Below are 26,245 nucleotides of genomic sequence, written 5' to 3'. Positions count from 1 at the left end.
CGGTCCCGCCCGTCAAACAGTGCGCTCGACTGACCGAGCAAGCGGTTCACTGGGAACGGCTCCGAGAACAGGACCCCTATGTTCCAAACTCGCACCGAGGCCGGCCGGCAACTCGCTCGTCTCCTCGACGACTACGATGTCGAGGCAGACGTCGTTCTGGCGATCCCTCGCGGCGGACTCCCGGTGGGACGAGTTGTTGCGAACAGCCTTCAGATCCCGCTCGATATCGTATCTGCCCGAAAAATCGGAGCGCCGCAAAATCCGGAACTCGCCGTCGGTGCGGTCGCTAGTGACGGAACGGTGTGGCGAAACGAGCCGTTGATCGGCGAGTTGGCGATCGAGGACACATACCTCGAAGACCAGATCGAACACCAGCGCCAAGCCGCCCTCGACAAAATAAAGCGATACCGTGGAGAACGACCGCCACTGGAGTACAGTGGAAAAACGGTACTTATCGTCGATGACGGTGTTGCAACGGGGGCGACAACTATCGCGTGCATCAGGCAAATCAACAACGCGGGTGCCGAACGCGTGATTCTCGCCATCCCGGTCGCGCCTCCTGAGACGATTGAAAAACTCCGGTCAGAAGCCGACGACGTAATCTGTGTCGAATCCCCGCCCCACTTTGGCGCAGTGGGCCAGTTCTACGAGTCGTTCGAGCAGGTTTCCGACGAACGAGCGAAAGCCTATCTTGACAGAACCGAAGACTAGGGGCGGTAACCGTGAAGCGAGCCGATGAAGAAATCCGGCGGAGTCACGGCGATCCCTCAGTGGGCGTTCTCCGCATCCTGCCAATCGGGGTCATTCAGGACCGGTGCGGACTCGCCGGTCAGCGCCGACCCGTCGACTTCGAGGTTCGTCCCCGACAACAACCGACAGTAGTCTCTGTGTTCGTCTCGGGGTAGTTCGACGCGAGTGCACCTCACTCCGGAGCCAGCGAGCCGTCTACCTCTGCGAGCGCCTCCGTTGCGACGTCACCGAGTTCGCCGGCCTCGATATGCGAGTATCGCTCCCGGACCATCTCCTCGGAGTTGTCGAGGTATCGGGCCGCGACCGTGTACCCGAACGCCCGGACGAGCACCTCGCCCATCCCGCGGCGGCCGCCGTGGGGCGCGAGATAGTCGTGTTTCGGGTGGTCGATGTCGACCGGCGACGCCGCCGAGAGCCGCCGGAGTACCGACCGCGCGCCGTCCGTCGTGAGCGACGGCGGCCGAACGTCCGCGTCGAGCGCCAACAGGAGGTCACGGGCGTACTCGTCGCGTCGCTCGGCGATTGCGTCCGGGCGCTTCCCTCGGTCGGCTAGCCCCTCTTCGAGGAGTCCCGCGAGCGTCCGCCGGTCGAACGTCGGAAACACGGGCCACCGCTCGGACGGCGGGGCCATCAACTGGCGATAGCTTCTCAGCGGAGCGATCACCGGATCGGGCAGGCTCGCGGCGTCCCACTGCTGTTTCTTCCGGTAGACGTCCATCCGCCCGTCTTCGAGGTCGATGTCCTCCCAGCGGACGCCACGCCGACGCGGGTCGTCCGGGTCCCGGAGGAGCTCACCCACGCGGACGGCGCTGTACGCGAGGACGAACACGAGCGCCCGGTCCCGCGCCGCCTTCAGCGCCGCGTAGCGCGCCCGCTGTCCGTCGATGGGCTCGGTCCCCTCCGGACGTGTGGTGTACGCCTCGATGGCGTCGCGGGCCTGTTCGTCGACGTACCGGGTCAGGGCGTGGCGCTGGTCGGACGTCCAGGCCTGCTGGTCGCCGGGCTTGCGGCCGTCGTCCTCCGGCAGCGGTGCCATCGCACTCGCCCGCTGGGCGTAGTGCGCCCCGAGGTACCCCTCGTTGACACACCAGCCACACCACGCGGAAATATAGCGGTAGTAGGTTTGCACGGTGTTCTGCTTGAGGCCGCGGTCGCCGGCGAGATGTCGGGCGTACTCCCGGAAGACCCGCTCGTCGAGGTCTTCGAAGGAGGGTTCGCGGTCCGCGCCGTCCGGCACGATTCCGTGCCAGTCGTCGGCACCGCGGTCGCCGGCGGCCCATTCCACGAACCGGTCGAGTTCCCGCGCCGCGTTCCGTCGGTAGTTCCCGCCGTCGCCGCCGCGACCTTTGCCCTTGTCCTGGAGGTACTGTTCGAACGTCCCGTCGAGCGGCGTCGAAAGCGTCCGGTCAGCCATCTATCGGCCCCCTCGCCTCCGTGCGTTCGGTTTCGGCGGCTCTACTCCGGGGAAAGCACCGTTCTGAGCCGATTGCAGCATTCGTGCTTCACCGACGGCGGCGTGGTACTTCAAAGTGATCGTGATTATTGGAGTAATCACGTCCACATTGCTATTTCCCGGATACCGCGATTAACGCCTATCTGAGCCCTCTTAACCGGAAAGACAGAGATTATAAATTATATATTGCTATACAGAAAATCGCTCGCTGTTCCAGAGTTTCGGCAGATGAGATTCTACAAATCAAACGGAAACTGACACATCTCGACAAATCTAGTACTGCTCGGGATCGACTGCGTGATGCAGTAGCAATTCTATCAGAGGGAAGTAAGGAACATCATAGGCAGGGTGAGTCGTTCTCTGCTCTTGTTTTCTTTTGTCGGGGAACTGCCGAGCGAGCTTTTCGGAAATTCCGGCAATGACTCTTCCGGGTATGCCGCTATTCAGGGCCACCGCCAGAGTACGGATCGACACACCAGTGTGATCAGCTGATCTCCGACCATTTGCTCACGTTCACTCCCATCGTGGCTGTGAACAGAGCAGTCACACCGCCTATGCGACGAGATGACCTTGGAATGCCCTGTGGTCCGGTTCCAGAGTAGCTCAAACCGATCGATTGCCAGTCAGTAACTACTGAGGAGGCAGAAACAATCGGAGACCGGCTGGTACTGTACCGACAGGCCACCAATGGCGGCCTCTTCAAATCCGGTTTGGCGTTACTGATATGGTGGAAGCCGTCTTTCTCGTGGAACATCCCTCTCGACGACTACGAATCTGTGTGAGTGAGGCTTTCCAGCAACGCTCCACGCTCACAATCGAACGCCCGTCACGCGGTGTGGAGACTCTGGATCTCTACACCAGACTGACCTAGACGTGTTCGGGGACGTAGTACTGTGTAGCAGCAACGAAGAGCTGGTGACTGCCACGGGTACTGGACGATTGCTCCTCTGATTCTTCGGGCAGATCGGTTCCGTCGCGATCACGCTGCCGGCGATAGAGATCCCGTCGTCGGTGTTCCTCCGTATCGACCTCCTCTGGGTCGATGGCTCCCTCTAGGAGTTCCTCTTCGTCGACTACTTTTCCCACGTGAGACTGGCGATTGTGAGGAATTGCTCTTTCGCAGTCGCAGGCGGATGGTAGTATCGTGATGCAACCTCGTGGTAGCCGAACTCCGGCGGGATGATCGCACAGGCTCTTGCCAGCAGTTCGTCCGCGGTATGGGTGATGACGCGAATCCGTGTATTCTGCTCGAAGAGGCGAACTGCGAGAGCTACAATCGCCGCATCTCGCCGGTTGTTCGTCGTGGGGTACTTGCTGTGCTGGTCGAGGAAGTGGTTTGCCTCCTGCCACGCCTCCGTAGCGGGATCGGACTCACCGTCGGCCGAGTTACGCTCTGAGTCTGGTAACGATACAACTCGAATCCACTCGTCGTCGATTCCGTGATCCAGATACGGGTTCGTCGTGCCGTCTGGTCCGTGGTCTGCCAGTTCCTCGTAGATGAGTTCTGGAACCCAAATCTCAGTCTGTGCTTGCTCGACGGCGTCTTCGGGTCTGTCGAGATGCGGGTTCGGGTGTTTCCCAAGACTCCGAAAGACAACTGTATCGACGATGTTGGCCGTGAACATCCGCCTTTGTTCACCCGCACTCATTCCTCAGTCACGTCGACGTCGTACTGATCACTGTCGACGTTGGATGGGGTGTACGTCTCTGGGCTGGACGCAGTCGTATCAAAGTCTCGAATCGCGTAGATCGCGTCGACGAGATCGTAGGTCATCCCGGAGGAGAGACCTGTGAGGTCACTGATCTGGCGTATCGGAACGTCCCCATCGTTGTGATCCATCACGAGGTCGTGTGCGAGAGCGAAGGTCAGCAGGCCGTGCTCTTCGAGGACGCGGTCGATGACGGGGTATTCGTCTCGGTGGCTCAGTACAGCCACCAGCGCAGGTGTAATCGACAATAGAGTTACGAAACTCGGAACAGTAAACGTTTGGGTCCACGGTGTGAGCCGTATGCATTGAGACGACCAGTTTCAACTCCTGTATCTGTCAATAAATATGACATCTGTACTGGCCGAACCTACACCTCACATTGCGGTGTTTTTTGATTTTGGGGTAAAAAAGCCGCTCAGTACAGATGATTGTTACTCGATATATCTGGGGTACATATATCACTGTTCGAAAATAAATCGCGGTATGGTGAACAGATCGACGGTCTCTGATTTCATTGTGAAATCTATTCTGATCTTAGGGTTGAGTATAGCAATGATCCGTTCAGGACAAATCGTCGGGTCACGACTTTCACCATTCGATATTCCCTACGCAGGTCAATTGGGGTTCGTATTAGGTGCCGTATTTATAATCGTTATATTTGCTGTGCTACGTCAAATATATCGGATGGACAAGTTGGGAGCGTAGTGCCGTGACCCTCTAATCTTTGTCTCCACTGCTGAACAGCCCCCCAGAAACACCACGTCCTGTAGCTCGGACACTCAGGATATTGCCGGTCACTCGGAATTGCCCTCGCTTCCCGGTGTCTCCTCTTCGAGCGATTCGGCGAGGTCACGGTCGACGGTTACCCGGACCTTCTGGATCCGTGTGTTTTCGACCTGTTCGGCCCGCAGCGTGACGTTCTCGTACTCGAACTCCTCGTTCTGCTCGACGAGGCGGCCAGAGAGGTTGAAGACGAAGCCCGCGATACTCTCGAACTCCTCGCCTTCCGGCAGGACAATGTCGAGCGCCTCGTTGATTTCCTCGATATTAACCTCCCCGTTCACGAGGACGGTGTCGTCATCGACGAACTCGATCGGATCCTCTTCATCACCCGCCAGTATTTCGCCGACGATTTCCTCGGTCATATCCTCTATGGTGATGAGGCCCTCAGTAGCACCGAACTCGTCGACGACGATAGCCATCTGCATCCGTTTCTCGCGCATCTCCGAGAGGAGATCGTCGACGTTCTTCGACTCGGGGATGTGGAGCGTCGGAGTGATCACGTCCTCTACGTCGAGGTCATCGAACGTGTCGTAGTCTGCATCCTGCAGGTCACGGATGTCGAAGACGCCGATCACGTTGTCCAGCGACCCATCGTAGACTGGGAGGTCCGCGTGACCACTTGAGATACATTTTCGAATTGCCGCTTCGACGGTCGCATCACTGGAGATAGCCGCCATATCGAGTCGGGGGGTCATCACCTCCTTGGCAGTGGCATTGGTGAATCGCAGGGCGCGTTGGAGCCGCTGGTGTTCCTCCTCGTCGAGGACGCCCTCGCGCTCGCCCGTCTGGATCATATTCCGAATCTCGTCCCGGCTGACGTAGGTCGACTCGATGGACGGGCTGCCGCCAGTAAGTCTGTTCACGACGCCCGTCAGATAGTGAAACACGGTGATAAGCGGCCACAGTGGCTTCTCGACGATTTTCAGCCCCCGAGCGACACGCCGTGCGTGTAGTTCGGTGTTCTCCACAGCGTAGGATTTGGGTGCGCTCTCGCCGAATATCAACACTACCGATGTGATGCCGAGCGACGAGACGATAACTGCCGTGCCCGCGTCGAAGTAGAAGCCAACGATCGTCGTCGATATCGAGGACATCGTGATGTTGACCATATTGTTCCCCACGAGAATCGTTACGAGCAGGCGGTGGGGGTCCTCCTTGAGAGACGCAACCGCCCGTGCGCCGCGCAAGCCTTGCTCGACCATCGCATCGACTTGGTGGGACGGTAGAGAGAACAGCGCAATCTCCGACGACGAGAAGAATCCCGACCCTACCAGGAGAAGCAGAATCAAGCCGATACCGATCACGGTGACTGCCGTCTGGCTCAGTTCGAGGCCGACGACCGGCACGTTGTACTGGTGGAGGCCGCCCGTTGACAGTACTGTGCGGAGGGATATCCACATACGACCGCCTACTGCGTGAGCTGAAAAGTAACCCGTGGGAACAGGGTATGGATTCCTTGACCGACACCCATACGAACGAATCTGATGGAAGCACTGGACCCCCTGAGACCTACGCCGTGCGAACTCCCGAGACCGCGCTCGGCGAGGTCGCTGTTCCTGACGCTGTTGACGCTGATATCGACCGGCTCCGAGACGTGATGATCACTGATGGAACGGTGTTGCGGTTGCACGAGTTCCTCGCTGATGAGTTCCAGGCCCGCCACGAGGAGCAGGCTGACGATGTGATCGTGTTTCCGCCGGAACGCTGGGCGGCGACCTTCCGGTCGCACGCTCGGCTCATCCTCCACGAACTCGGTGAGTACCTCGGATACTCGCCACCGCCGCCGTTGGAGCGACTGATCGACGACGTACAGAAGATCCACCAGCAACGACCGATCTTACAGGAGACGCTCGCTACCGCTACGCAACCGGGATGTGAGTCTTATCTAAAGACGAATGCTCTTTCCGGTCAGGATATCGGGGAAACTCGAAGTGCAGGTATTCGGTCCAAACCTGATTTTGCGCATCGTGATAGTCATAGCCGGTCTGCTATTGTCTTGCGAAATCGAGGCCGGGGTGCTGTCAGACTGACTGACCCGGATTGCGTCGTTTGGGAACCGTAATGCGGACGGTTGTGCCAGTGTCGGTTTCGATTGTCAGTTCGCCGTTGAGGTTATCTACACACCATCGGAGTTGCCAGAGACCGAGGCCTCTCCCGTGCTGGAGGCGCGTCTCGGTCTGGGCTTCGATCGGTCTGAGTTCTTCCTCCGGAATACCGGGGCCGTCGTCGGCAATCGTAATCACGTGTTCGGTCGGTCTGTCATCGACGGCAACGGCCACCGCCGATGCTGCGTGCCCGAGTGCATTCTCCAGCGCGCTCTCGACAGCCATCGTTATGCTCTCCTCGTCCGTTTGCAGACGCGCTTCTTTCGGGAAGTCAGTCCTCACGACGATGTCACTATCTATCGCTTCCATCGTCTCGACGATCTCACGTAACCGCTGGGTGATGTCTATTTCGGTAAAATTATCCTCTTTTGATAAGATCTGGTCGACTTGGCGTGCGCGTCTCCCGACCCCGGCTAGGTCGTCGACAGCAGCGACGATGCGCTCTGCGTGGTCGCCAGTCGTCCGGCTTTGCAACTCTTCGGCGTGGCTCTGGATCACGTCGAGGCGGTTTCGGAGGTTGTGGCGCAAAATCCGGTTGAAAACCTCTAACCGTTGTTTGCGGCGCTTGCGCTCTGTGATGTCCCGCTGAATCGAGACGGTACGCTGCTCGCCACCAATAACGGCCGGAGCGACCTTGACCTCAAGCCAGACGCGTTCGCCACTACTGGTCTCTCCCTGCCACTCGACTATTTCGGGCTCGTCGCTCTCTACGACCCGTTGGTGGACCTCTCGACCCCGCTGTTCCGTGTACCCTTCCTTGGTGACACTGAGTCCGGAAACCCCTCGCTCGCGAAGTTCGCCGAGGCTCTCGTGATCGAACATCTCCAGATAGGCTTCGTTGGCATCGAGGAACTCCAATGTCCCCGGATCGAACACGGCTATCGCGTCTTGGACTCCGTTGAATATCTGTTCGTACTCCTGTTCCCGCCGCTTTCGCTCGGTGACGTCTCGCTGGATGCTCAACACCCGTTTCTCGCCCCGGATAACGGCCGGCGATAGCGTTATATCCAGATACCGGCGGTCACCACCGGCCGTCTCGGCTTCCCATTCGACGGTTTTCGGCTCACTGGTGGTACTCACCTCTCGGATGAGTGCCGTACCCCGCTCGGCGGTGTACTCCCCTTCGCTTGGGCTCATCCCCTCGATACCCAATTCTTGAATCGTCTCGAGGTCGTCGTATCCGATCATATCACGATACGGCTCGTTGACCTCCGTGATGTCGCCGGTATCGGGATCGAACACCGCTATCGGATCTTCGACCCCGTTGAAGATCTGTTCGTACTCCTGCTCCCTGCGCTTTCGCTCGGTGATATCTTGGACGCTCGCGAGGACCCGTTCCTCACCATCCAGTTCGATCACCGTCAGATCGACTTCTACCGGAAACGTTTTTCCATCTCTGCGCCGATTGCGCCACTCGAACCGCTGTGGCCCCTCTGTGCGCGCCTGCTGCATCATCTCCGTGGCTGCTTGGGGTCCGTAGGCCTCGTCGTCAGTCATCACGATCCCGATCGGTTCACCGATCAGTTCCGACTGCTCGTACCCGTTCATCTCGCAGAATCGCTCGTTCACGTCCACGATCACGCCGGTTTCGGGCTCGTGGACGACTAACCCCTCGGAGATTTTCTCGAACAGCGCCTCATATGCCTCCCCATAAGGCGACCCTCCCTTTTGCGTATTCGCGGGGGAGCTATCGGTAACGAGCCGTTCGACGGCGATTCGTACTGTGCGTTCGCTGTCGTCCGGGGAAACACGTCGGTCGCTCCCGCCTCGATGACGCGGGCAATCGTCTCGTCGTCCCAGCCCGACTCACTGAGGACGACAACCGGCAGACCCGCCTCTTCGATGAACCGTTCGATGACGGCTACCGGCTCGGCTATCTGCCCGTCAACAACAGCCCCGCCGAGGCTGCTGGTGTCGCGCTGTATCGCCTCCTCGACCGCTGGTTCGACCCGCACCCCGCTCGGCGCACCTTCCGTTCTTTCGATCGCATCAACCACCCCACTGCCGAACGACCGGTCCTCCGTGACCACCAGCACTTCGAGCTCAGGCCTCCCGCGGCTCTCGCTCATACGAACACTCGTTTGATTGTCGTGAGCCACATTAATACCACGGGAGAACACTGTTCGAGCTACGTACCGCCACGCAGTAGCTACTGAGAGGAGCGATTGTTGTCGCGGTCGTCGCCCCACGTGCGGTTCCCTTCACCGGTACTCTCGGCGTACACGGTCGACTCCTCGGCAGTAATCTCGCCCACACTTGACAGCATCTATGACACACCCGTGGGGCTACTCCACCCATCCCTCAGCAGTGTTTCTCCGTCTGAAACACTGATTCCCGTTTTATTCCCCTTCGGTACGTTGTCTCGGTCGTAGATGAAACTCAACAGAACGTACGTTGCAGGTGTCACGGCCGTGGCAGTCGTCGCAGCGTACAGCCTCTCCAGATGGCGTAACGCTTCCGACAGCACAGACGAACGAGCGTTCACCGCCGAACAGGAACGCCCCGCCGCTGACTGACCGACACCGACTACCCACCAATGGACTACGAGTTCTCACACCGACCGTCGTACACTCACCTACAAATAACACTAGACCGTGGCGAATCGATCGTTGCCGAACCCGGCGCGATGGTCGGTCACTCGACGACTATCTCGATAGACACCGGAACGAGCCGCGACGGCCTTCTCAGTTCCGCAAAGTCGATGCTCGGCGGTGAATCGATGTTCACCAACGAGTTCACTGCCGAAGATGGGCCGGGAACTGTGACCCTCGCGCCCCCGACGCCCGGGGACATTATGTCCCACGAGCTAGAGGGTGAGACGCTGTACTCCACCGACGGTGCGTTCATCGCGGGAACAGATGGTATCGACATCGATTCCGAGATAGGCGGCCTCAAGTCAGTGCTGGGAGAAGCCGGCTTGACCCCGCTTGCGTTAAAAGGCACCGGGACGGTGTTCATCGACGCGTACGGCGGCCTCGAAAAACTCGAGTTGGCTGCGGCGAGTCGTACGTTCTGGACAACGAACACCTGATCGCTTGGGACGACGAAATCGAGTATTCGACTCGCCGGGTCGGTGACCTCAAATCGACGCTACTGAGCGGTGAGGGACTCGTCTTCGAGTTCACCGGTCCGGGAACAGCGTGGTACCAGACGCGCGATATGGATTCGCTGGTCGAGGTTCTCGCCCCGCGGTTGCCCGGTGAGGAGGCGGACATCTCTATCGGTGAATGACGTGTCGTCCCGAACGCGGGGGTTGCAACGATCACCGCCGCCATCCGGCTCGAACACGGCAGGCGGGTGAACGCGACACAGCGAAGCCAGAAACCCGCGGTGGTTGCGGCCGTTCCCGCTCGACCGGCCTCGCTCCGGGTCGTCCGGCTAGAACGTGATGATCTCGTAGTCGTCGTCGACGAGCGAGCGGATGCTCGGGTGGCCGTCGTGGTCGTCCACCAGTTGGACGCCCGAGTCGGCGACGGCGTCCGTCACGCCGAAGGCACCCGAACAGAAGTCACAGACCGAGGAGTCGGCCTTGACCGTCCGGTAGAGCTCGTGGTAGTCGCTGTCCTCGTCCTCGAGCTCCGGGATCCACTGTGTCCCGGCGCCGTCGAAGATCAGTTCGAGTTCGTCGCCTTCGGTCTCGGCGAACTCCTTGGCCGCTTCGAGGCCGTTGGCGAGGCGACCGTGGTCCGCGTGCGATTCCGTACCGGCGAGGATTACGACTGCTGCTTTGGTCATTCCACTCCTCTGTAGCCGGGTCAGGGGGATAAGGCCGCGCGAACGTCAACGTAAGCCGGTGACAGTCGTGTTACGAGTAGTTCCATCACTCGCCAGTGAGTCACGCGGACGGCGGGTCCCCGGTCGTCCCGACCCGTCACGCGGAGCGCGGCAGGACGATCAGTGGCGGTGTTCGTGGGTCCCGCCGCGGCTGAACTGCCCGGAGAACGCCCGGTCGACGACTTCGGGCAGCGCCGGGTGGATGTGGACGGCGTTCCGGATGTCCTGGACCGAACCCGTCCCGGACCTCATCGCGACGACGACCTCTTGTATCAGCGTCGAGGCGTCGGGGCCGATCACGTGACAGCCGCGGATCTCGCCGTCGAGGTCGACGATGGCCTTCACGAAGCCCTCGGCTTTCATCGCGTCGCCGCGGGCGGTGTCCTCGTATCGGTAGGTGTTCGTGGCGTACTCTTCACTGGCCGCTCGCAGGTCCGCTTCCTTCGCGCCGACGCCGGCCACTTCGGGCGAGGCAAAGACGGCAAACGGCATCGCGCTGTAGTCGACGGGCTGTGGGTCGTCGCCAAAGATGTTCCGGACCGCCGCCTTGGCTTCGTGGTTGGCGCTGTGTTTGAGCAGGTACTCGCCGACGATGTCGCCCAGCGCCCAGACGCCGTCGGCGTCCGTCCGCAGGTACCCGTCGGTCTCGACGAAACCGCGCTCGTCGGTCTCGACACCCGTCGCTTCGAGGTTCAGCGTGTCGGCGTTGGAGACCCGTCCAGCCGCGACGAGCAGTGCGTCGCCGGTAGCGCGTACGCCGTCCGCGCCCTCGACGATGCCTGCGCTCTCGCCGGCCTCGGCATCGCCGACGCCCCCGCTGTCCCCGTACTCGTAGGGCTGTGCCTCGAGCGTAATCTCGTCGCCGTCTTGGGAGACGGCCGTGGCCGCGTGCCCGGTGTGGACGGTGAACCGGTCGGCGTAGCGGTCGGTAAACGCCGCCGCCACCTCCTCGTCGGCCTCGGGCAGGAGGTTCGGTCGCCGGCCGACGATGGTCACGTCGCTCCCGAAGGTCCCGAAGAAGTGCCCGAGTTCGGCGGCGATGTAGCCCCCGCCGACGATCAGGAGGTGCTCTGGCGGCGTCTCTAACTGCAACGCCTCCGTGCTGGTCAGATAGTCGACGGACTCGATACCGTCGACGTCCGGGACCGCCGGCCGCGTCCCGGCCGCGATCAGGACGGTTTCGGCCCGGAGACGGGCCCCGTCGTCCGCGCCGCCCGAGACTTCGACTGTCCGGTCGTCGACGAAGCGAGCCTCGCCGTCGTACAGTTCGTGGTCGGGCGAGGCGGTCAGTCCGCGCCGGATGGACTCGGCGTCGCTGTTGACTTCCTCGTTGACCTCGCGGACGATCTCGGCGAAGTCGACGCTCTCGACGGTCGCGTCGATGTCGAACTCCCCGGCGCGCTCGACCGTCTCCAGCACGTCCGCGTGATACAGTAGCAGTTTCGATGGGATGCACCCGCGGTTGAGACAGGTCCCGCCGAGGTGCCCCTTCTCGACGACGGCGACCGACTGCCCTCGGTTCGTCGCGACGTTCGCCACGTCTAGGCCGGATCCGGAGCCGATGACCAGAAAGTCGAACTCGTCCATAGCAGGACTGTCACGGACTGTCTCCTTGAAACCGAGCTAACCTATCAGTAAAACATCACTCTCGGGCCGGTAGAGCGCGTCCGGCCCGTGGTCGTCCTGCCAGGCGAACGCGAACAACCGCCGCGCAGGCATCCGGTCGAGTGCCCGCCCCTCCTCGCTCTCGCCCGCCGCGGGGTTCCAAATCGTCCCGTCGGCGCGGAGGGCCGTCATCATCAATAAGTGCGGTAACACCGGCGTTAGCCGCGGACAAGCCGTCGAGTCCCGATCACAGCAGTCCCTGCGAGATCCAACCGCCGAGCACGGCCCCGTAGACGAGATGGAACAGCGCGAACGTACCGACCATCGCCGGGTCCGGGTCCATATCGAGGACGACGTTCATCCAGAACACGGCACCGACCACCGTCAGGACGACCCCGTACCCGAGTCCGAGACCGACCGCCGTCACCACCGAGAGTCCGAATTCGAGCACCGTGAACAACACCGCGAACGCAGCGCCGGCGCTGATCCCGTACAGTATGTGCAGCGCCATCCCCTGCATCATATACTCCTCGGGGGGACCGTCGCCCACGTATTTCGCCCAGAGCGCGGCCGTCGGTGGCGGCGAGTCGTCGCCGAGAGCCATCATAAACACGGTCATAACGATAGTTGCGAGCAATCCACCTGCGAGTCCGTTGATGATGCTTACGTCAGCCATTGTTGTGTCTCCGGGCTCCGCGCCCGAGTTCGGTTACCTCTAGTTACCAAGTCGTCGCCGGAGCGTATAGTGTTGATCTGAGGCCGGCGTGACCGGGTTACGCCACGGGAAGACGACGCGTGAGGCCGAAGTAACACGGTCTCGCGGCGGTGAGTAAGTCCTATTCGGTCGGCCACGAACACTCTCCACATCGGCGACCGTCCTCGGCACCCCCACGACTCACGTATGTCCCCGTCACTGTACACCGTCCTCGAAACGCTTGTCGACCTGTACCGACAGTCCGGGGACCCGGTCACGGCGAGGGCCGTCGCCGCGTCCCTCGATCATCAGACTGTCGAGCCGCAGTGTCGGTCGCTTCGGGGCCACGACCTACTCGAGGCCACCGGCGACGGGTATCGTCCGACGGTCACCGCACACGAACTGCTGGCGCTCGACGTCGACGCCGACGACGTCCTCGTGCTCGATGTCGTCGACGACTGAGACGGGCTCAAATTTAATGCACCGACACGTGTACCTTCCGTCGACTATGGACCACCAGAGGGGCGGTGTACCGACCGATGACTGACGACGAGTCCGCGCGCGAGCCGTCGCTCTCGCTCCGGTCCACCGAGGCCGACGAGACGGCGTCGTCGGTCAGTCTCGCGGACCGGGAGTACGCAATCTACCGGTGTACCGACTGCAACAACGTCGTCCTGACGATGCAGGACTGCGACGGCGGGATGACCTGTCACGACGAACCGATGGAGCGCGTCGAGGAGTGCGCGCTGGACATTCGGCCGCCGGACGTCCGGCAGGTCCTGCTCGACGCCTTCGGCCTGCCCAAGGCGGGGCTGGACGTCTGTCTCTGTGTCATCGGTGAGGGACCGCTCTCCCCGAGCGAACTCGCCGAGCGGCTGGAGTACGACGAGACCACCGTCCGGCAGTACCTGAACGAACTCGTCGAGTTCGGCCTCCTACAGAAGTCACAGCTGAACCGCGAGTCCGGCGGGTTCGTCAACGTCTACCACTCTATCGATCTGGACGAGATGCGCGAGGAGACGTTGGTTGGGTTCTACGCCTGGGCGGGAGAGGCGGCCTCGCTCATCGAGGAGGCGAATCTCACCAAGGAGGACTATCGGGACGGCGAGTACGAGGACGGACTCAACGAGGTGTTCTGGGAGCGCTTCGAGGCGCGAGAGGACTCCTGAACCCCCCTTCGTGAACTGGGGCGCTCAGATATCGCGACGCCGCGGGACGTTCTCGTATATAACGGTTTCGGGGACGGGGGTTCGAGCCGCGCGTCCGTTTGTGCTTGATTACCGGTCGGTGTGTCTGTGGCTGTATGAGTTCGGAACCACTCTCGCGGAGCCGTGGTGTGGCCGACGGACAATCGCTGTTCACGAACCCGAGTGAACTGTTCGACGACGTGCAGGATATCCTCGGCCGGAAGTGGCACCTACGGATCGTCTACCGACTGCTGGAGCACGGCCCGATGGGGTTCAGCGCGCTCAAGTCCGAACTGGTCGACGTGTCCTCGAAGATGCTCTCGGAGAGCCTGACCACGCTGGAGGCGGACGGCATCGTCGACCGGACTATCGTCAACGACCAGCCCGTGCGCGTCGAGTACTCGCTGACCGAGCGCGGTCGGGCACTCGAGCCAGTCGTCTCGTCGGTGGTGCACTGGGGGACCGAGTACGGACCGGCGGAGGGCGAGTAGATGCCCCACCACGACGTCCTCGTGGTCGGCGGCGGCACCGGGAACAACGTCGCCGCCGCCGCGGCCGACGCCGGCCTCGACACGGCGCTCGTCGAGAATGGGCCCCTCGGCGGGACCTGTCTCAACCGCGGCTGTAACCCCTCGAAGATGCTGATTCAAGCGGCGACCGCCGCCAACCACGTCCGCGACGCGGACCGGTTCTTCCTCGACGCGAGCCTCGAAGACGTCGACTACGCGGCGATCATCGACGACATGGACGAGACGCTCTCGCCGCTGGCGGCGGGGATAGAGGACAGATACCGCAGGAAGGAGCACCTGACGATGTACAAAGACGAGGCCGTCTTCGTGGACGAGCGAACCGTCGAGGTGGGCGGGGAGCGAGTCAGCGCGGACAAGGTCGTCGTCGCCGCGGGGTCCCGTCCGCTGGTGCCGCCCATCGACGGCCTAGACGAGGTCGACTACATAACCAGCACCGAGGCGCTGTACCAGCGCGAACAGCCCGACTCGCTGGTGATCCTCGGCGGCGGCTACATCGCGGTCGAACTGGGCTACTTCTTCGAGTCGCTGGGGACGGACGTGACCATCGTCGAGATGATGGATTCGCTGGTGCCCCGCGAGGACCCGGACGTGGCCGAAGCGTTCACCGACATCGCGAGCGAGCGCCACGAGGTGTACACGGGCTACCGGGCGACGCGCGTCGAGGAGGACGGCGACGGCGTCGTCGTCCACGCGGAGGCCGAAAACGGCGACACGGTCGCCGTCCGGGGCGAGGACGTGCTGGTCGCGCTCGGCCGGCGGCCCAACACCGACACGCTGGACGTCGCGGCGGCGGGTATCGAGACCGACGACAGGGGGTTCGTCGTGACCGACGACCGCCTGCAGACCTCCGCTGAGGGCGTCTGGGCGCAGGGGGACATCGCGGACAACGCGATGTTCAAACACTCCGGCGACTACGAGACACAGGTCACTGTCGAGAACGTCGTCCACGGCGGGGACGCCGCGGCCGACTTCACCGCGATGCCCCACGCTATCTTCACCGAACCGCAGATGGCCGGCGTCGGCGAGACCGAGGCCGAACTGGAGGAGGCGGGCACCGAGTACGTCGTCGGGCGCGAGGACCTCCCCGGGACGCCGATGGGCCGGGCGAAGAAACTCGATCACGGCTTCGTGAAGATGCTCGCGTCCCCGGACGGCGAGATACTGGGGTGTCATATGCTCGGCTACGAGGCGTCGACGATGATCCACGAAGTCGTCGTGGCGATGCGGGCGGGGTCGGGCCACGTCTCGGACATCACCGACACCATCCACGCGCACCCGACGCTCAACAAGGTGGTGCAGTACGCCTTCGAGGATGTCTCACTGTAAAAGAGTCATCGCGCAGGGGCGGTTCAGTCTTCGAAGTTCTCCTCGTAGGCGTCGGGGTGGTTCTCCTTGGCGTGTGCTTTCAGTTGGTCGAGCGTGTCGAACGTCGCCCCGCAGTCACAGGCGTGGATATCTTCGTCTGACATTGCGTCCGATACTCTGGGACCTGTCCTCAAATACCTCTGTCGTGCGTGTACAAGGGACACATATGCGCACGTCGAAACGAAATCCCACGGCAAGCACCAATGAGTGAGCACGAATCCGGACAATCGGCGAACGAGCAGGTCGAACAGTTGACGCTGAACCACGCCGAGTTGCTCTCGGTCATCGGGACGGAACTAAGCGAGTCCAGCGAGGTGATCGCGACGCTGTCCCGCAACGCCGCCGAGGCCAACCAGTCGAGCACGGAGACGGTCGAGCGTGCGGAGACGGCACAGGACTCGGCCCAACAGGCCCACGACGCCGTCGGCGAAGCCAACGAGGCCGCGACCGAGGCCCGTGACCGTCTCGAAACCCTCCAGCAGACCGTCAGCGAGATCGACGAGATCACCGCGATCCTGAACGAGATCGCCGACCAGACGAACATGCTGGCGCTGAACGCTTCGATCGAGGCCGCTCGCGTCGGTGCGGAGGGCGACGGGTTCGCCGTCGTCGCCGACGAGGTCAAGACCCTCGCCGAACAGGCCCAACAGCAGGCGACCGAAATCGAGACCATCGTCGCGGAGGTCCAGTCCGACGCCGAGGACACCATCGCCGAGATCGAAGCGGTCGACGAGAAGACCGCGGTCGCGGCCGACTCGATCACCGAGACCGTCACGGACCTCGATGGGATCGCCGACAGCGCCGTCGAGACCTCCCGGAGCGTCGACGAGGTGGCCGACACGACGCAGGCGTTCGCGGACGATGTCGACGGCCTCGCGAGCAAGGTGATCGACGCGATCGACCAGGCCAACGAACTGCAGGAGCGGATCGGCGGCGCCTAGGTGTTTGCCGTCGCCTCGTCCACAGTCCGGACCGATCACGCCGACGACACCGGCGTCTCCCTGCCGTCGCGTTTCGGGTGATCCGTCAGCCCAGAAACGCTCGTGCGCGCTCGGCACCAAGCTCCCGCAGTTCGTCGAGGAACTCCGGGTCCCGGTCTACCTTCGTCGAGCAGTGGAACCGGTCGCTCATCTGGATCCGGCGGACCTCGGTGTGTTCGAACTCGTCGGCGGGGAGTTTGCCGGTCTCGACCCACTCGTTGACCTGCTCGATGAAGTTGAGCTCCTGGTTCAGCGAGATGTTGCCCGACAGTTCGTTGCGCCGGTCGGCGATGACCTCGTTGGTGGTGGGTTCGCCCTCGAACTCCTGGGCGTTGATCTGGATCACCCACAGCTCCTCGGGTTTGCGCTCCGGTGGCTGGTGCATCAGGTCGCTCACCGGCGGGTTCTGGGAGAACAGGCCGTCCCAGTGGAGGTGGCCGTTGATCTCGACGGCCTCGAAGAGGTTCGGCACGGCCGCCGACGCGAGGACGGCGTCGACGGTGACGTCCTCGTTGGTGAACGTCTCGAAGACGCCCGCGTTGATGTCGACGGTCCCGACGACCAGTTCGGGCGCGGTCGTCCCACAGAGGTCGGGGACCGCGTCGAAGTCGATGTGGCGTTCGAGGATGGTCCGGATCCGTCGCTTGCCGACCTCCGGGCCGGGAATCTGGTAGGGACTGACCGACGGCAGGGGGTAGCCGGCGCTCTCCATCCGGTTGAGGGTCGTGACCATCGTGTTGAGCCAGCGGTCTTGGACGCCATCGACGGCCAGGTCGTCCCACAACTCGCCGACGATCCGTCTGGCCGTCTCCGGCCCCTCGGTGACGAGGCCGTACCACACCGCGAGGGCGTTGAACGCGCCGCCGGAGGTGCCGCTGATGCCGACCAGTTCGTACTGGTCGTCCCAGTCGTCGAGCAGTTCCCGGAGGACGCCGCAGGTGAACGCGGTGTGGCTCCCGCCGCCCTGGCAGGCGATGGCGACCTTGGTAGGTTCCTCGGCGTCGCTTCCGCCGTCCGAGGAGGACTCACTCATACGTGTGGGTGTACCCGCCGTCGAACAGCAGGTCCGCGCCGTTGAGGTGTGTGGCGTGGCTGGAGAAGCCGAAGACGAAGAGGTTCGCGACCTCCGCGGGCGTCATCATCTCCTTCGTGCGGGCCTGGCCGAGCATCACGTTCTCGACGACCTGCCGTTTCGAGAGGCCGCGCTCTTCGGCGGTGTCCTCGATCTGGTTGACCATCAGCGGCGTCAACACGTAGCCGACGCTGACGGTGAAGCTCCGCAGGGACCCCTCGCCCTCGGCGGCGATAGCGCGGGTGAGGCCGGTCAACCCGTGCTTGGCGGTGATGTACGCAGGCTTGTCCTTCGTCGCGTAGTGGCCGTGCACGGAGGACATATTGGCGATAGCGCCCACCCCGTCGTCGGTCTCTCGGATGTGCGGCATCGCGGCCTGGGACATTTTGAACGGCGAGCGGAGCATGATGTCCGACAGGAGGTCGTACTTCTCCATCGGGAACTCGGGGATGCTCGCGATGTGTTGCATCCCGGCGATGTTGGCGACGAACCGGAGGTCGCCCTCCTCGGCCGCCGCCGCGACGACCGCCTCGACGTCGTCGTCGTCCATGAGGTCGGTCAGCGATCCCACGAACCGCCCGTCGAGGTCGAAGTCCTCGACCATCTCCTCGGTCTCGGCCAGTCCGTCCTCGTCGATGTCGGCTCCGACGACGGTGAGGCCGTTCGCCGCGAGCGCGACGGCCGTCGCACGCCCGATACCGGAGGCCGCGCCCGTCACGACCGCGACGGTGTCCGCGTGGAAGTACGGGTCGTCGATGGTGAGGACGTCCTCGGGCGTCAGTTCGGGGGCGCTGAGATCCAGTTCTTCGTCACTCATAACAAGTCACAACAGTACGATCGAGTCCAGACAGAATAAGGCCACCTCACGTCCGGGTAACTGTCAGCTAGGAACGCACACACGGCGCAGTTTTAACGACCCGGCCAACGACCGTCCTATCAAGACTCGTCTCCCGTCTCGGGACGGTAATCGAACGCATGCAAACGGACACGTTTCAGACGCCAAACGGAGATTCGGTCACGGCCGTGACGGCCGCGGAGATGCGAGCGGTCGACCGCGTCGCCGTCGGGGAGTTCGGCCTTGGGCTCCTCCAGATGATGGAGAACGCCGGCCGGAACCTGGCCTGGCACGTTCGGGACCTCGGGGCGGGCCCCGTCACGGTGCTGGCCGGGAGCGGCGGCAACGGCGGCGGCGGGCTCTGTTGTGCGCGGCATCTCGCGAATCGGGGCGTTCGGGTCTCCGTCGTACTGGATCGCGATCCGGAGGCCCTCGACGGCGCCGCTCGCACGCAGTACGAGACGCTTCGCGCGATGGGTGTCCCGGTCGAAAGCGGTCCGGACACACTCGACGACCGCCCGGGCACGGTCGTGGACGCGCTCGTGGGCTACGGTCTGGAAGGGGCCCTGCGCGGCACTGCGGCGTCGCTCGCCGACGCCATCGGCGACGCCCCGACCGTCTCGCTGGACGTGCCGTCGGGACTAGACGCGACGACCGGCGACCGCTCCGGCCCGGTCGTCCGTCCGGACCGCGTGGTCACGCTCGCGCTCCCGAAGACCGGACTGGCGGGCCTCGACGCGGACCTGTTTCTCGCAGACATCGCGATTCCCGCCGGCGTCTACGACGCGCTGGATATTCCCTACGCGAGTCCGTTCGCGGACGAGTACTGGATCGAACTCGACGCGCTCTGAGTCGGGCACGGCTACTGCAGCCGGTTACCCGCGCGTGAGAGACAGTTAATGACCTCCTCGCCCGACCTACCGACGTGACCCGATTGGACCGCCTCGAAAAAGACGAGATACCCGAACAGTACCACTATCTCTTCACGGACGACTACTTGGGCGACCGGCACATCTTCCGGGTGTGGGCCCACAATCCCGAGGTGCTCGAAGCACCCTGGAGTACTTAGAGACGCTGTACGACCAGTTGACGCCGCGACGGAAGGAACTGGTCATTCTGACGGTTGCCCGGGTTCGCGGGGCGCGCTACGAGTGGCACCAGCACGTGGACATCGCCCGCGAGAAGGGCGTCGGGACCGACGAGATGCGGGCCATCGGCGGGTGGGACTTCTCCGGATTCGACGACGAGGAGTTCGTCCTGCTGCAGTACGCCGAGGCGGTCGCGACTGGTGCGGTGACCGACCAGATTCACGCCGCGCTGGCGGCGGTGTACGCGCCGGCGGAAATCGTCGCGGTCGGACTGCTCGTCGACTTCTACGTCGGGCTCTGTAACTACGTCGCGTCCGTCGACCTCCCCTTCGAGGGCGGGGCGTTCGTCGGCTGGACGCCCGACGACGAGACCGTCTCCGCGCTGTTCGAATGAGACGGACGGTCGCCGGTGTCCTCCTGGCTACGCTCGGGACGTTCGTGCTGGTCGACCCGGCCGTCGGTGCGAGCCAGTCGGCTACCGCCGGCCTCGGGCTCCCGTCGGCCGTGGTCGCACAGCTCGACAGCGTCTTCGGCCCCGCGTTCACGGCGCAGTTTGTGAACCACTGGTGGGTGTTCCCGGTCTCGATCCTGTTCTCGGCGGTCGCGCTGGCGTCGGGCGTCTCCGGTGCGCTGTTTTTCAGTCCCTTCTTCATGCTCGTCGTCGGGCTGACGCCGTCTCAGGCCATCGGGGCCGGACTCCTCACCGAGGTGTTCGGGATGGGGAACGGCCTGCGATCGTACGTCAAACAGCGCGTCGTCGACTTCCGGACGGCGAAGTGGCTCCTCGCGGGCGCGGTCCCGGCCGTGGTCGCCGGCGCACTCGCCACCCACTACGTCCCGACGCGGGTCCTGAAGGGAATCTTCGGCGTCGGGTTGCTGGTCCTCGGCGGGTTCCTGGTCTACTACGAGTCGCCCGAGCAGTGTGAACCCGGCGAGTGCGAGGGCGAGTTCCTCCGGGAGAAAAACTCCGGGCGCGGGACGACGACGGTGGAGGCAGCCGACGGCGAGACGTTCACCTACGACACGTGCTGGCGGCCGCCGGGCGTGACCCTCTCGACCGTCGGCGGGTTCGTCACGGGACTGATCAGCGCCGGCCTCCCGGAGATCGTGACCACACAACTCATCGTCCGGTGTCGGATCCCCCCGCGGGTCGCCGTCGCGACGAGCGTGTTCGTCCTCGCCATCGCGGCCACGGCCGGCGCACTGGTCCACGCACTGACTGCCACCCCGGTCTGGTACGTGGTCGCGTGGTCGATTCCCGGCGTCGTCGTCGGCGGCACCGTCGGGACACGGGCCGGGAAGTACGTCCCGAGCGAACTGATGGAGACCGGCCTCGGCGTCGTGTTTGCGCTCGTCGGCCTCGTCGTCCTCGGTACCGAGTTCGTCGTGGCCTGATCGCGTGTCGAAGCCAAGAATTCGTCTTTCTGTACAGGCTTTCACCCCACTGTCCAGCAGAATTTTGTGATTGAGAACAGGGCGAACCACTGGAAGTATGTCGTCGGGTCGTTCTCACGCTCGGTGGGCTGACAGTCACCGGCGTCGCGGGATGTCCCAGTGGCGATACTGGTGACGCGACCACCCGTGGCGGGACGCGCGATTCCGACCAGCCATTCGAGGCCCCTCAGAACACACCCGACGATTCGGAATCAGCAGACCAGATACCACTAGCATCCGGGCCCAGCGTGGGCTCCGACGAACCGTGGCGTCCCAGCGGCGGTCCACTGGATCGATGGGTGCCCCGACCCACTCTCTGTGAGCCCACAGCCTACTGCTGTTCACTCTCGAACCGTAACCGACTGGTTCACTCCGAGTGAACCGTGTGACTGAGCACGTACAGAAGAGTGTTTGAGGAACAAATGAGATTCAGAAATGCGATCCTCTTCGTGGCGTTGGCCGTCGCGTGGGGTAGTGCCTTCACCGCCATCAAGGCGGGCTTGGAGTTCTTCCCACCGGTTCTCTTCGCGGCGTTCAGGTACGACTTGGCGGGCGTGCTGATGCTTGGATACGCAATATTTGTTACCGATCGCTGGATACCCCGAACTCGGAACGAATGGGCTCTAGTCGGTATCGGTGGCACGCTTATGATAGCCGCCTACCACGCGTTCCTCTTCGTCGGGGAACAGGGCACGACGAGTGCTGCCGCCGCCATCATCGTCAGCCTCTCGCCGATCCTCACGACGGGGTTCGCACGGGCGTTCCTGCCGGACGAACGACTCACGATTGTTGGAACCGTCGGGCTCCTCATCGGATTCGCTGGGGTCGGTGTGTTGAGCAATCCCGACCCGAACAACCTCTTCGACACGCGGACAGTCTCGCTGTTTCTGATATTCTTGGCCGCCGCTTCGTTCGCGCTCGGGAGCGTTCTGACCCGCCGCGTCGATGGCGACCTCCCGATAGAGACGATGGAAGCGTGGTCGATGCTCCTCGGAGCGGTGTTGATGCACGGAGCGAGTGTGGCCTTAGCTGAATCCGTGAGCGACGTGCGATGGACAGGAGAGGCCATCTTGGCGCTGCTCTACCTCGTCGTCGTAGCGAGTGCACTGGGATTCCTGATCTACTTTGATCTTCTCGATCGCCTCGGGCCGATAGAGATCAATCTAGTTTCCTATGCTGCGCCCGTCGTGGCGGCAGTAACGGGGCTGCTGTTCCTCGGTGAGACGCCGACGGCCTACACTGTGGTTGGGTTCGTGCTGATTCTCGTCGGGTTCGGTATCTTGAAGCGAGACGCTCTTCGCTCCGAGTTCACTCGGTTCCGGTTGCACAGCGAGAGTGAAAAGTGATCTGGCGGCCCCTGTTCGGCTCTCGTCCGATTATACATCCGGTGTGCGAGCTTCGGTTGTGAAATGATTCGGGGGTTGGAGGTGTCGAAAAACGCCGCTCAGATCGTATCGAACAGATACGTTCAGAGGTCCGACCGGCCGTAGCGCCGGTAGCCGATGGCGACGGGGATGACCGCCCAGAGGGCCAGCACGACGAGGCTGAAGCCCTGTGAGAGATACCACGGGCCCGCGCCGCTGAGCGTTCCCGAGAGGACGCCACCGACGGCGTTCTGGTAGGCCGCACTCGGCGGCACGTTCGCCAGGAAGGCGACCCAGTTCGGCATCGCCGCGAGGTTGCCGGTGAGCAGTCCCTCGGGGACCACGAAGCCGTTGGCGATCAGCCAGGCGCCGAGCGGGACGATGTCCCAGGCGAACTCCACGAGCACGAGCACGAGCACGCTGATCGTAGCGGCACGAGCCGTCGAGGACGTGCTGGCCGAGATGCCGACGAACAGGGCCATATAGACCAGAACGAACAGCATCGTGACGGCGGTGAACAGCGCGTATTCGCTTGCGGCGAAGGAGACGTCGGCCACGAAGATCACGGCCAGCATCGCGACCAGTCCGACGAGGACCGGGAGCGTGAGGACGAGCGTACGACCGACGATCTTCCCGAGGACGACGTCACGGCGGGTGTGTGGCAGACTCAACAGGAGTTTACCCGACCCGGACTCGGTCTCCCCGGCGACGGACTTGTAGGCTGTCACGAGCGCGGCGACGGCCACGAATATCGCGACCGGCGCTGCGAGGAATGCCATCAGACCGAGTGACGTGAGTTCGGCCTCGGCCGAAACTTCCGGGACGAAGGCGTACAGTCCCGCGAACAGGACCGCAAGCAGCAAGAACGCTCCCGAGAGTCCCCACAGCGACCGCGACCGACGAGCGTCGTTGAAGTCCTTGCGCGCGACGACGGCCCAGCTCATCGCGCCACCTCCACGGATTCGGTTGAGGTGTCTGGAGCGAGCGGTTCTTCGCTTTCGGTGTCGCTGCCAGCCTCGACGGCGTCTTCCGATTCAGCCTGTTCTCCGGCCCCGATAGCACCGTCTCCGGTGTAGGCCGCGAACAGTTCTTCTAAGGACATCTCGCTGGTCGTGAAATCAAGGATCTCGGCGCCCGCCGATTCCAGCGCGTGGAGGATGGCGGTTTTGCCGCCGTCCTCAGTGTGGACCGCGACGGTCCGGTCGGTCGCGCTCACCTCGCGGACGCCGTCGATGGACGCGATGGTAGCCAGCGCGGCCTCGGGCACGGCGTCGACGGTGATCGTCAGTTGGGTGCCCGTCCCGGCCGCCTCCCGTAGCCCGTCTATCGTGTCGACGGTGACGATTCGCCCCTGATCGATGATAGCCACACGGTCACAGATAGCCTCGACCTGTTCGAGGATGTGGCTGGAGAAGAACACGGTCGTGCCGCGTTCGTTCTCCTCGCGTATGATCCGGCGCATCTCACGGGCCCCGTTCGGGTCCAGTCCCGTCGAGGGTTCGTCGAGAATCAGGATGTCGGGGTCGCCAACCAGCGCCATCGCGAGGACGAGGCGCTGGCGCATCCCTTTCGAGTAACCGCCGGCCTTGCGGTCGGCCGCGTCAGCGATGCGACGCGCTCTAGTAGGTAGAGCGGGTCGTCGTCGCTATCCTTGGAGTCGATCGCGAACTGCACGTGCTGGCGACCGGTCAGTCGACCGTACACTTGGTAGGCGTCCGGCAATACGCCCGTTCGGCGTCGGATCTCGAGGCTGTCAGCCTGAGCGTCCATACCCAGAACGCGAACGGTCCCCGAGTTGGGGCGGACGAAGTCGAGCAACGTATCGATAGTCGTGGACTTGCCGGCGCCGTTCGGCCCGAGGAAGCCGAATATCTCTCCGTCCTCGACCGTGAGGTCGACACCGTCGAGGGCGACCACTTCGTCGAAGTGTTTCGTCAATCCACTGAGCTCGATAGCAGAAGCCATACCAGATAGACGACTTGTTAATATATAAATATATACTGAACAGTAGTAGCACGGCGCAACCGTTCAGTAGACGTGACACTCTCGGAGACCGGACAGTCGGGACAGAGAGCAGATCGACTCGGAAACGATCACCCGTGAAAACAGCGGACTCAGACAGGTCGGTTCTGCTCGCGAGCGGTCGGGGCCTCGTCCTCGGAGAGGGAGACACCGATGTATCCGCCCAGAGCACTGAGACCGATCATATATGCGACGCCCACGAGGGCGCTGAACAGGATGGCCACGCCGACGAAGACCGAGATCGACGCGGCGAGTCCGACCTCGGACGCGACAACCGCGAAGCCTCCGAGGGCGATCAGCACGACGAGGGTTAGGGGGAGCGCGGCCACGAGACCGGCGTACGCACCGATCCGGACACCGTCGCGCCCGGCGCCGCCACGGAGATGGCCCGAGACGATCCCGCCGATGATCGGCGAGAGTGGGACGAACGAGGTGACGAGGCTCACGACGCCACCGGCGATGGCGATAGCAGCGGTGTCAGGCGTGACGACGCCCGACTCCTCCCGGCGACGCCGGGCGCGGGTTCTGTAAGCCACGAAGGCCACGCCGGCGAGTACGAGCAACAAGCCCGTACCGACCAGACCGAGGCCACCCCACCAGAGGAGGCCGTACGTCACATCTATCAACTCGGGGTCAGTGAGTTCGGTCGACTGGAGTCGGCCCTCGGCGACGAAGTCGGTGATCAGTCCGAGGTCAGCCCAACTGTAGAAGAGGGCCCCGGCAGCCATCGCGAGTACCCCGCCCAGGACGAGAAAGGCCGCGACGAACCAATCGACGAGTTCGCTCAGCGGTTCGGACGTGCGGTCGCCGTGCTGTACCATCGACTCTGTGGACGTGTTTGTCGAAGCCATTTTCGTCATATAATACAACGAACGAGATAATAAAGTCGTACTGACAGGAGCTGTCATAGCACACGCCCGTTTGTAGCTGTTCCCGAGCGGTCGCTGTGCGGCGATCGGCTGCTTTGATAGTCTGAGACCCCCTCGAGCGAACGGACGTTGTATCCGGGCGGCCTATGGATGTCGGGACACAACGATCGGTAGACAAGCGTGCGGTGTAAGATATCTATAAATATATTCCAATCATCACTCTTTGTATGGTCTCTAAGATCACCATCTTCGAAGCCCACTTCGACGGCGCACAGTTCGGTCCAGCCTCCCTCGAGACGCCCACAGGCCACGGCGAGGACTCGTTCGACCACGAATTCCACGAGACCGAATCAGCCGAAGAGCACGCATCGAAGTCCAGTTTCACGACGTTCCTGCAGGGCGCGGCGGTGTTCGTCCTGATGTTCGTCACGCTCTGGGTCGTGCTCTCTCGGGTTCTCGAAGGGGAGGAAGAAGAAGCAGACCCGGACATCGAATAAATATACTCGACAGGATATCGCACCGTCGATTATAGGTGGAACAGGCGCAATACCACGGCCTTCAGGCCGTGGATACGCGCCGTCATTCCGTGAAACAATTCACTGGTTATACCATGGCAGGATATTCTA

General features: G+C 62.9%; 25 protein-coding genes and 4 pseudogenes. 14 read left to right on the top strand and 15 right to left on the bottom strand.

The genetic code is table 11. The annotated features are described in order from the left end of the window. Positions 1 to 78: 78 nt before the first annotated feature. Complete coding sequence (locus GJ629_RS00550; protein WP_157511264.1) at positions 79 to 711, top strand: phosphoribosyltransferase; 633 nt, start codon at positions 79 to 81, stop codon at positions 709 to 711. A gap of 211 nt (positions 712 to 922) precedes the next feature. Here the strand turns inward: GJ629_RS00550 and GJ629_RS00545 are convergent, their stop codons facing one another. From GJ629_RS00545 to GJ629_RS00530, 4 genes are all read right to left on the bottom strand, one after another. Then, a complete protein-coding gene (locus GJ629_RS00545) occupies positions 923 to 2,164 on the bottom strand; it encodes a phage integrase SAM-like domain-containing protein (RefSeq protein WP_157511263.1) in 1,242 nt (413 codons plus the stop codon). Between the two features lie 1,112 nt (positions 2,165 to 3,276). Beyond that, positions 3,277 to 3,828: a hypothetical protein gene (locus GJ629_RS00540; RefSeq protein ID WP_157511262.1), complete on the bottom strand. Its 552-nt coding sequence runs from the start codon at positions 3,826 to 3,828 to the stop codon at positions 3,277 to 3,279. 20 nt (positions 3,829 to 3,848) lie between these two features. Continuing rightward, positions 3,849 to 4,139, bottom strand: a complete 291-nt coding sequence (locus GJ629_RS00535; protein ID WP_157511261.1) for a hypothetical protein — start codon at positions 4,137 to 4,139, stop codon at positions 3,849 to 3,851. A 567-nt stretch (positions 4,140 to 4,706) separates the two neighbouring features. Continuing rightward, the gene (locus GJ629_RS00530; protein ID WP_157511260.1) at positions 4,707 to 6,095 is read right to left on the bottom strand and encodes a hemolysin family protein; all 1,389 of its coding nucleotides are present in this window, start codon (positions 6,093 to 6,095) and stop codon (positions 4,707 to 4,709) included. 266 nt (positions 6,096 to 6,361) lie between these two features. Between GJ629_RS00530 and GJ629_RS00525 the strand changes: the two are divergent. Next, positions 6,362 to 6,577 (top strand): annotated as a pseudogene (locus GJ629_RS00525) (IS4 family transposase); the annotation flags it as partial. A 139-nt stretch (positions 6,578 to 6,716) separates the two neighbouring features. Here GJ629_RS00525 and GJ629_RS00520 read toward each other — a convergent pair. Both GJ629_RS00520 and GJ629_RS00515 read right to left on the bottom strand, forming a co-directional pair. Then, complete coding sequence (locus GJ629_RS00520) at positions 6,717 to 8,420, bottom strand: PAS domain S-box protein (RefSeq protein ID WP_370515736.1); 1,704 nt, start codon at positions 8,418 to 8,420, stop codon at positions 6,717 to 6,719. Then, positions 8,405 to 8,869: a hypothetical protein gene (locus tag GJ629_RS00515; RefSeq protein WP_157511258.1), complete on the bottom strand. Its 465-nt coding sequence runs from the start codon at positions 8,867 to 8,869 to the stop codon at positions 8,405 to 8,407. Before GJ629_RS00515 ends, GJ629_RS00520 begins: the two co-directional genes overlap by 16 nt. 303 nt (positions 8,870 to 9,172) lie before the next feature. Here GJ629_RS00515 and GJ629_RS00510 point away from each other — a divergent pair, with 303 nt between their 5' ends. Both GJ629_RS00510 and GJ629_RS00505 read left to right on the top strand, forming a co-directional pair. Beyond that, positions 9,173 to 9,316 (top strand): hypothetical protein, encoded by a 144-nt coding sequence (locus GJ629_RS00510; RefSeq protein ID WP_157511257.1) that lies wholly within the window; start codon positions 9,173 to 9,175, stop codon positions 9,314 to 9,316. Between the two features lie 20 nt (positions 9,317 to 9,336). Then, positions 9,337 to 10,031 (top strand): annotated as a pseudogene (locus tag GJ629_RS00505) (TIGR00266 family protein). 147 nt (positions 10,032 to 10,178) lie between these two features. Here GJ629_RS00505 and GJ629_RS00500 read toward each other — a convergent pair. The 4 genes from GJ629_RS00500 to GJ629_RS00485 all read right to left on the bottom strand — a co-directional run bounded on the left by GJ629_RS00500 (position 10,179) and on the right by GJ629_RS00485 (position 12,855). Next, positions 10,179 to 10,535 carry a DsrE family protein gene (locus GJ629_RS00500; RefSeq protein ID WP_157511256.1) on the bottom strand — a complete coding sequence of 119 codons (357 nt, stop codon included), beginning with the start codon at positions 10,533 to 10,535 and terminating at the stop codon, positions 10,179 to 10,181. Between the two features lie 159 nt (positions 10,536 to 10,694). Beyond that, a complete protein-coding gene (locus tag GJ629_RS00495; RefSeq protein WP_157511255.1) occupies positions 10,695 to 12,161 on the bottom strand; it encodes a dihydrolipoyl dehydrogenase in 1,467 nt (488 codons plus the stop codon). A gap of 36 nt (positions 12,162 to 12,197) precedes the next feature. Then, positions 12,198 to 12,371 carry a hypothetical protein gene (locus tag GJ629_RS00490; RefSeq protein ID WP_157511254.1) on the bottom strand — a complete coding sequence of 58 codons (174 nt, stop codon included), beginning with the start codon at positions 12,369 to 12,371 and terminating at the stop codon, positions 12,198 to 12,200. 55 nt (positions 12,372 to 12,426) lie between these two features. Then, positions 12,427 to 12,855, bottom strand: a complete 429-nt coding sequence (locus GJ629_RS00485) for a hypothetical protein (protein WP_157511253.1) — start codon at positions 12,853 to 12,855, stop codon at positions 12,427 to 12,429. A gap of 225 nt (positions 12,856 to 13,080) precedes the next feature. Between GJ629_RS00485 and GJ629_RS00480 the strand changes: the two genes are divergently transcribed. From GJ629_RS00480 to GJ629_RS00460, 5 genes are all read left to right on the top strand, one after another. Beyond that, the gene (locus GJ629_RS00480) at positions 13,081 to 13,335 is read left to right on the top strand and encodes a hypothetical protein (protein ID WP_157511252.1); all 255 of its coding nucleotides are present in this window, start codon (positions 13,081 to 13,083) and stop codon (positions 13,333 to 13,335) included. Between the two features lie 77 nt (positions 13,336 to 13,412). After that, positions 13,413 to 14,042, top strand: a complete 630-nt coding sequence (locus GJ629_RS00475; protein WP_157511251.1) for a helix-turn-helix domain-containing protein — start codon at positions 13,413 to 13,415, stop codon at positions 14,040 to 14,042. Positions 14,043 to 14,176: 134 nt separating this feature from the next. Further along, complete coding sequence (locus tag GJ629_RS00470) at positions 14,177 to 14,551, top strand: helix-turn-helix domain-containing protein (RefSeq protein WP_157511250.1); 375 nt, start codon at positions 14,177 to 14,179, stop codon at positions 14,549 to 14,551. After that, positions 14,552 to 15,916, top strand: coding sequence for an NAD(P)/FAD-dependent oxidoreductase (locus tag GJ629_RS00465; RefSeq protein ID WP_157511249.1), 1,365 nt, complete (start codon positions 14,552 to 14,554; stop codon positions 15,914 to 15,916). A gap of 242 nt (positions 15,917 to 16,158) precedes the next feature. Further along, positions 16,159 to 16,896: a methyl-accepting chemotaxis protein gene (locus GJ629_RS00460; protein ID WP_157511248.1), complete on the top strand. Its 738-nt coding sequence runs from the start codon at positions 16,159 to 16,161 to the stop codon at positions 16,894 to 16,896. An 85-nt stretch (positions 16,897 to 16,981) separates the two neighbouring features. On the opposite strand, the gene GJ629_RS00455 is transcribed toward GJ629_RS00460, so the two are convergent. Continuing rightward, positions 16,982 to 17,968 carry a patatin-like phospholipase family protein gene (locus tag GJ629_RS00455; RefSeq protein ID WP_157511247.1) on the bottom strand — a complete coding sequence of 329 codons (987 nt, stop codon included), beginning with the start codon at positions 17,966 to 17,968 and terminating at the stop codon, positions 16,982 to 16,984. After that, entirely contained in the window at positions 17,961 to 18,824 is an 864-nt protein-coding gene (locus GJ629_RS00450) for an SDR family oxidoreductase (protein WP_157511246.1), read from the bottom strand. Before GJ629_RS00450 ends, GJ629_RS00455 begins: the two co-directional genes overlap by 8 nt. Before the next feature lie 158 nt (positions 18,825 to 18,982). Between GJ629_RS00450 and GJ629_RS00445 the strand changes: the two genes are divergently transcribed. The 4 genes and pseudogenes from GJ629_RS00445 to GJ629_RS00430 all read left to right on the top strand — a co-directional run bounded on the left by GJ629_RS00445 (position 18,983) and on the right by GJ629_RS00430 (position 22,710). Next, positions 18,983 to 19,693, top strand: a complete 711-nt coding sequence (locus GJ629_RS00445) for an NAD(P)H-hydrate epimerase (protein ID WP_157511245.1) — start codon at positions 18,983 to 18,985, stop codon at positions 19,691 to 19,693. A gap of 74 nt (positions 19,694 to 19,767) precedes the next feature. Continuing rightward, positions 19,768 to 20,324, top strand: a pseudogene (locus GJ629_RS00440) (carboxymuconolactone decarboxylase family protein). Continuing rightward, the gene (locus GJ629_RS00435; RefSeq protein WP_157511244.1) at positions 20,321 to 21,325 is read left to right on the top strand and encodes a sulfite exporter TauE/SafE family protein; all 1,005 of its coding nucleotides are present in this window, start codon (positions 20,321 to 20,323) and stop codon (positions 21,323 to 21,325) included. Before GJ629_RS00440 ends, GJ629_RS00435 begins: the two are co-directional and overlap by 4 nt. Before the next feature lie 461 nt (positions 21,326 to 21,786). Beyond that, positions 21,787 to 22,710, top strand: coding sequence for a DMT family transporter (locus GJ629_RS00430; protein WP_157511243.1), 924 nt, complete (start codon positions 21,787 to 21,789; stop codon positions 22,708 to 22,710). A gap of 122 nt (positions 22,711 to 22,832) precedes the next feature. On the opposite strand, the gene GJ629_RS00425 is transcribed toward GJ629_RS00430, so the two are convergent. The 3 genes and pseudogenes from GJ629_RS00425 to GJ629_RS00415 form a co-directional block, all read right to left on the bottom strand. Then, a complete protein-coding gene (locus GJ629_RS00425) occupies positions 22,833 to 23,672 on the bottom strand; it encodes an ABC transporter permease subunit (protein ID WP_157511242.1) in 840 nt (279 codons plus the stop codon). Continuing rightward, positions 23,669 to 24,693, bottom strand: a pseudogene (locus GJ629_RS00420) (ATP-binding cassette domain-containing protein). The gene GJ629_RS00425 and the pseudogene GJ629_RS00420 overlap by 4 nt, the downstream one beginning before the upstream one ends. A gap of 149 nt (positions 24,694 to 24,842) precedes the next feature. After that, entirely contained in the window at positions 24,843 to 25,601 is a 759-nt protein-coding gene (locus GJ629_RS00415) for a DUF5518 domain-containing protein (protein ID WP_157511241.1), read from the bottom strand. 245 nt (positions 25,602 to 25,846) lie between these two features. Between GJ629_RS00415 and GJ629_RS00410 the strand changes: the two genes are divergently transcribed. Then, positions 25,847 to 26,116, top strand: a complete 270-nt coding sequence (locus tag GJ629_RS00410) for a hypothetical protein (RefSeq protein WP_157511240.1) — start codon at positions 25,847 to 25,849, stop codon at positions 26,114 to 26,116. The last annotated feature ends 129 nt before the right edge of the window (positions 26,117 to 26,245 follow it).

The organism is Halapricum sp. CBA1109 (genome assembly GCF_009741825.1).
Lineage (GTDB): Archaea > Halobacteriota > Halobacteria > Halobacteriales > Haloarculaceae > Halapricum.
The sequence above is the reverse complement of the archived record's forward strand: the minus strand, read 5'-3'. Positions and strand labels throughout refer to the sequence as shown.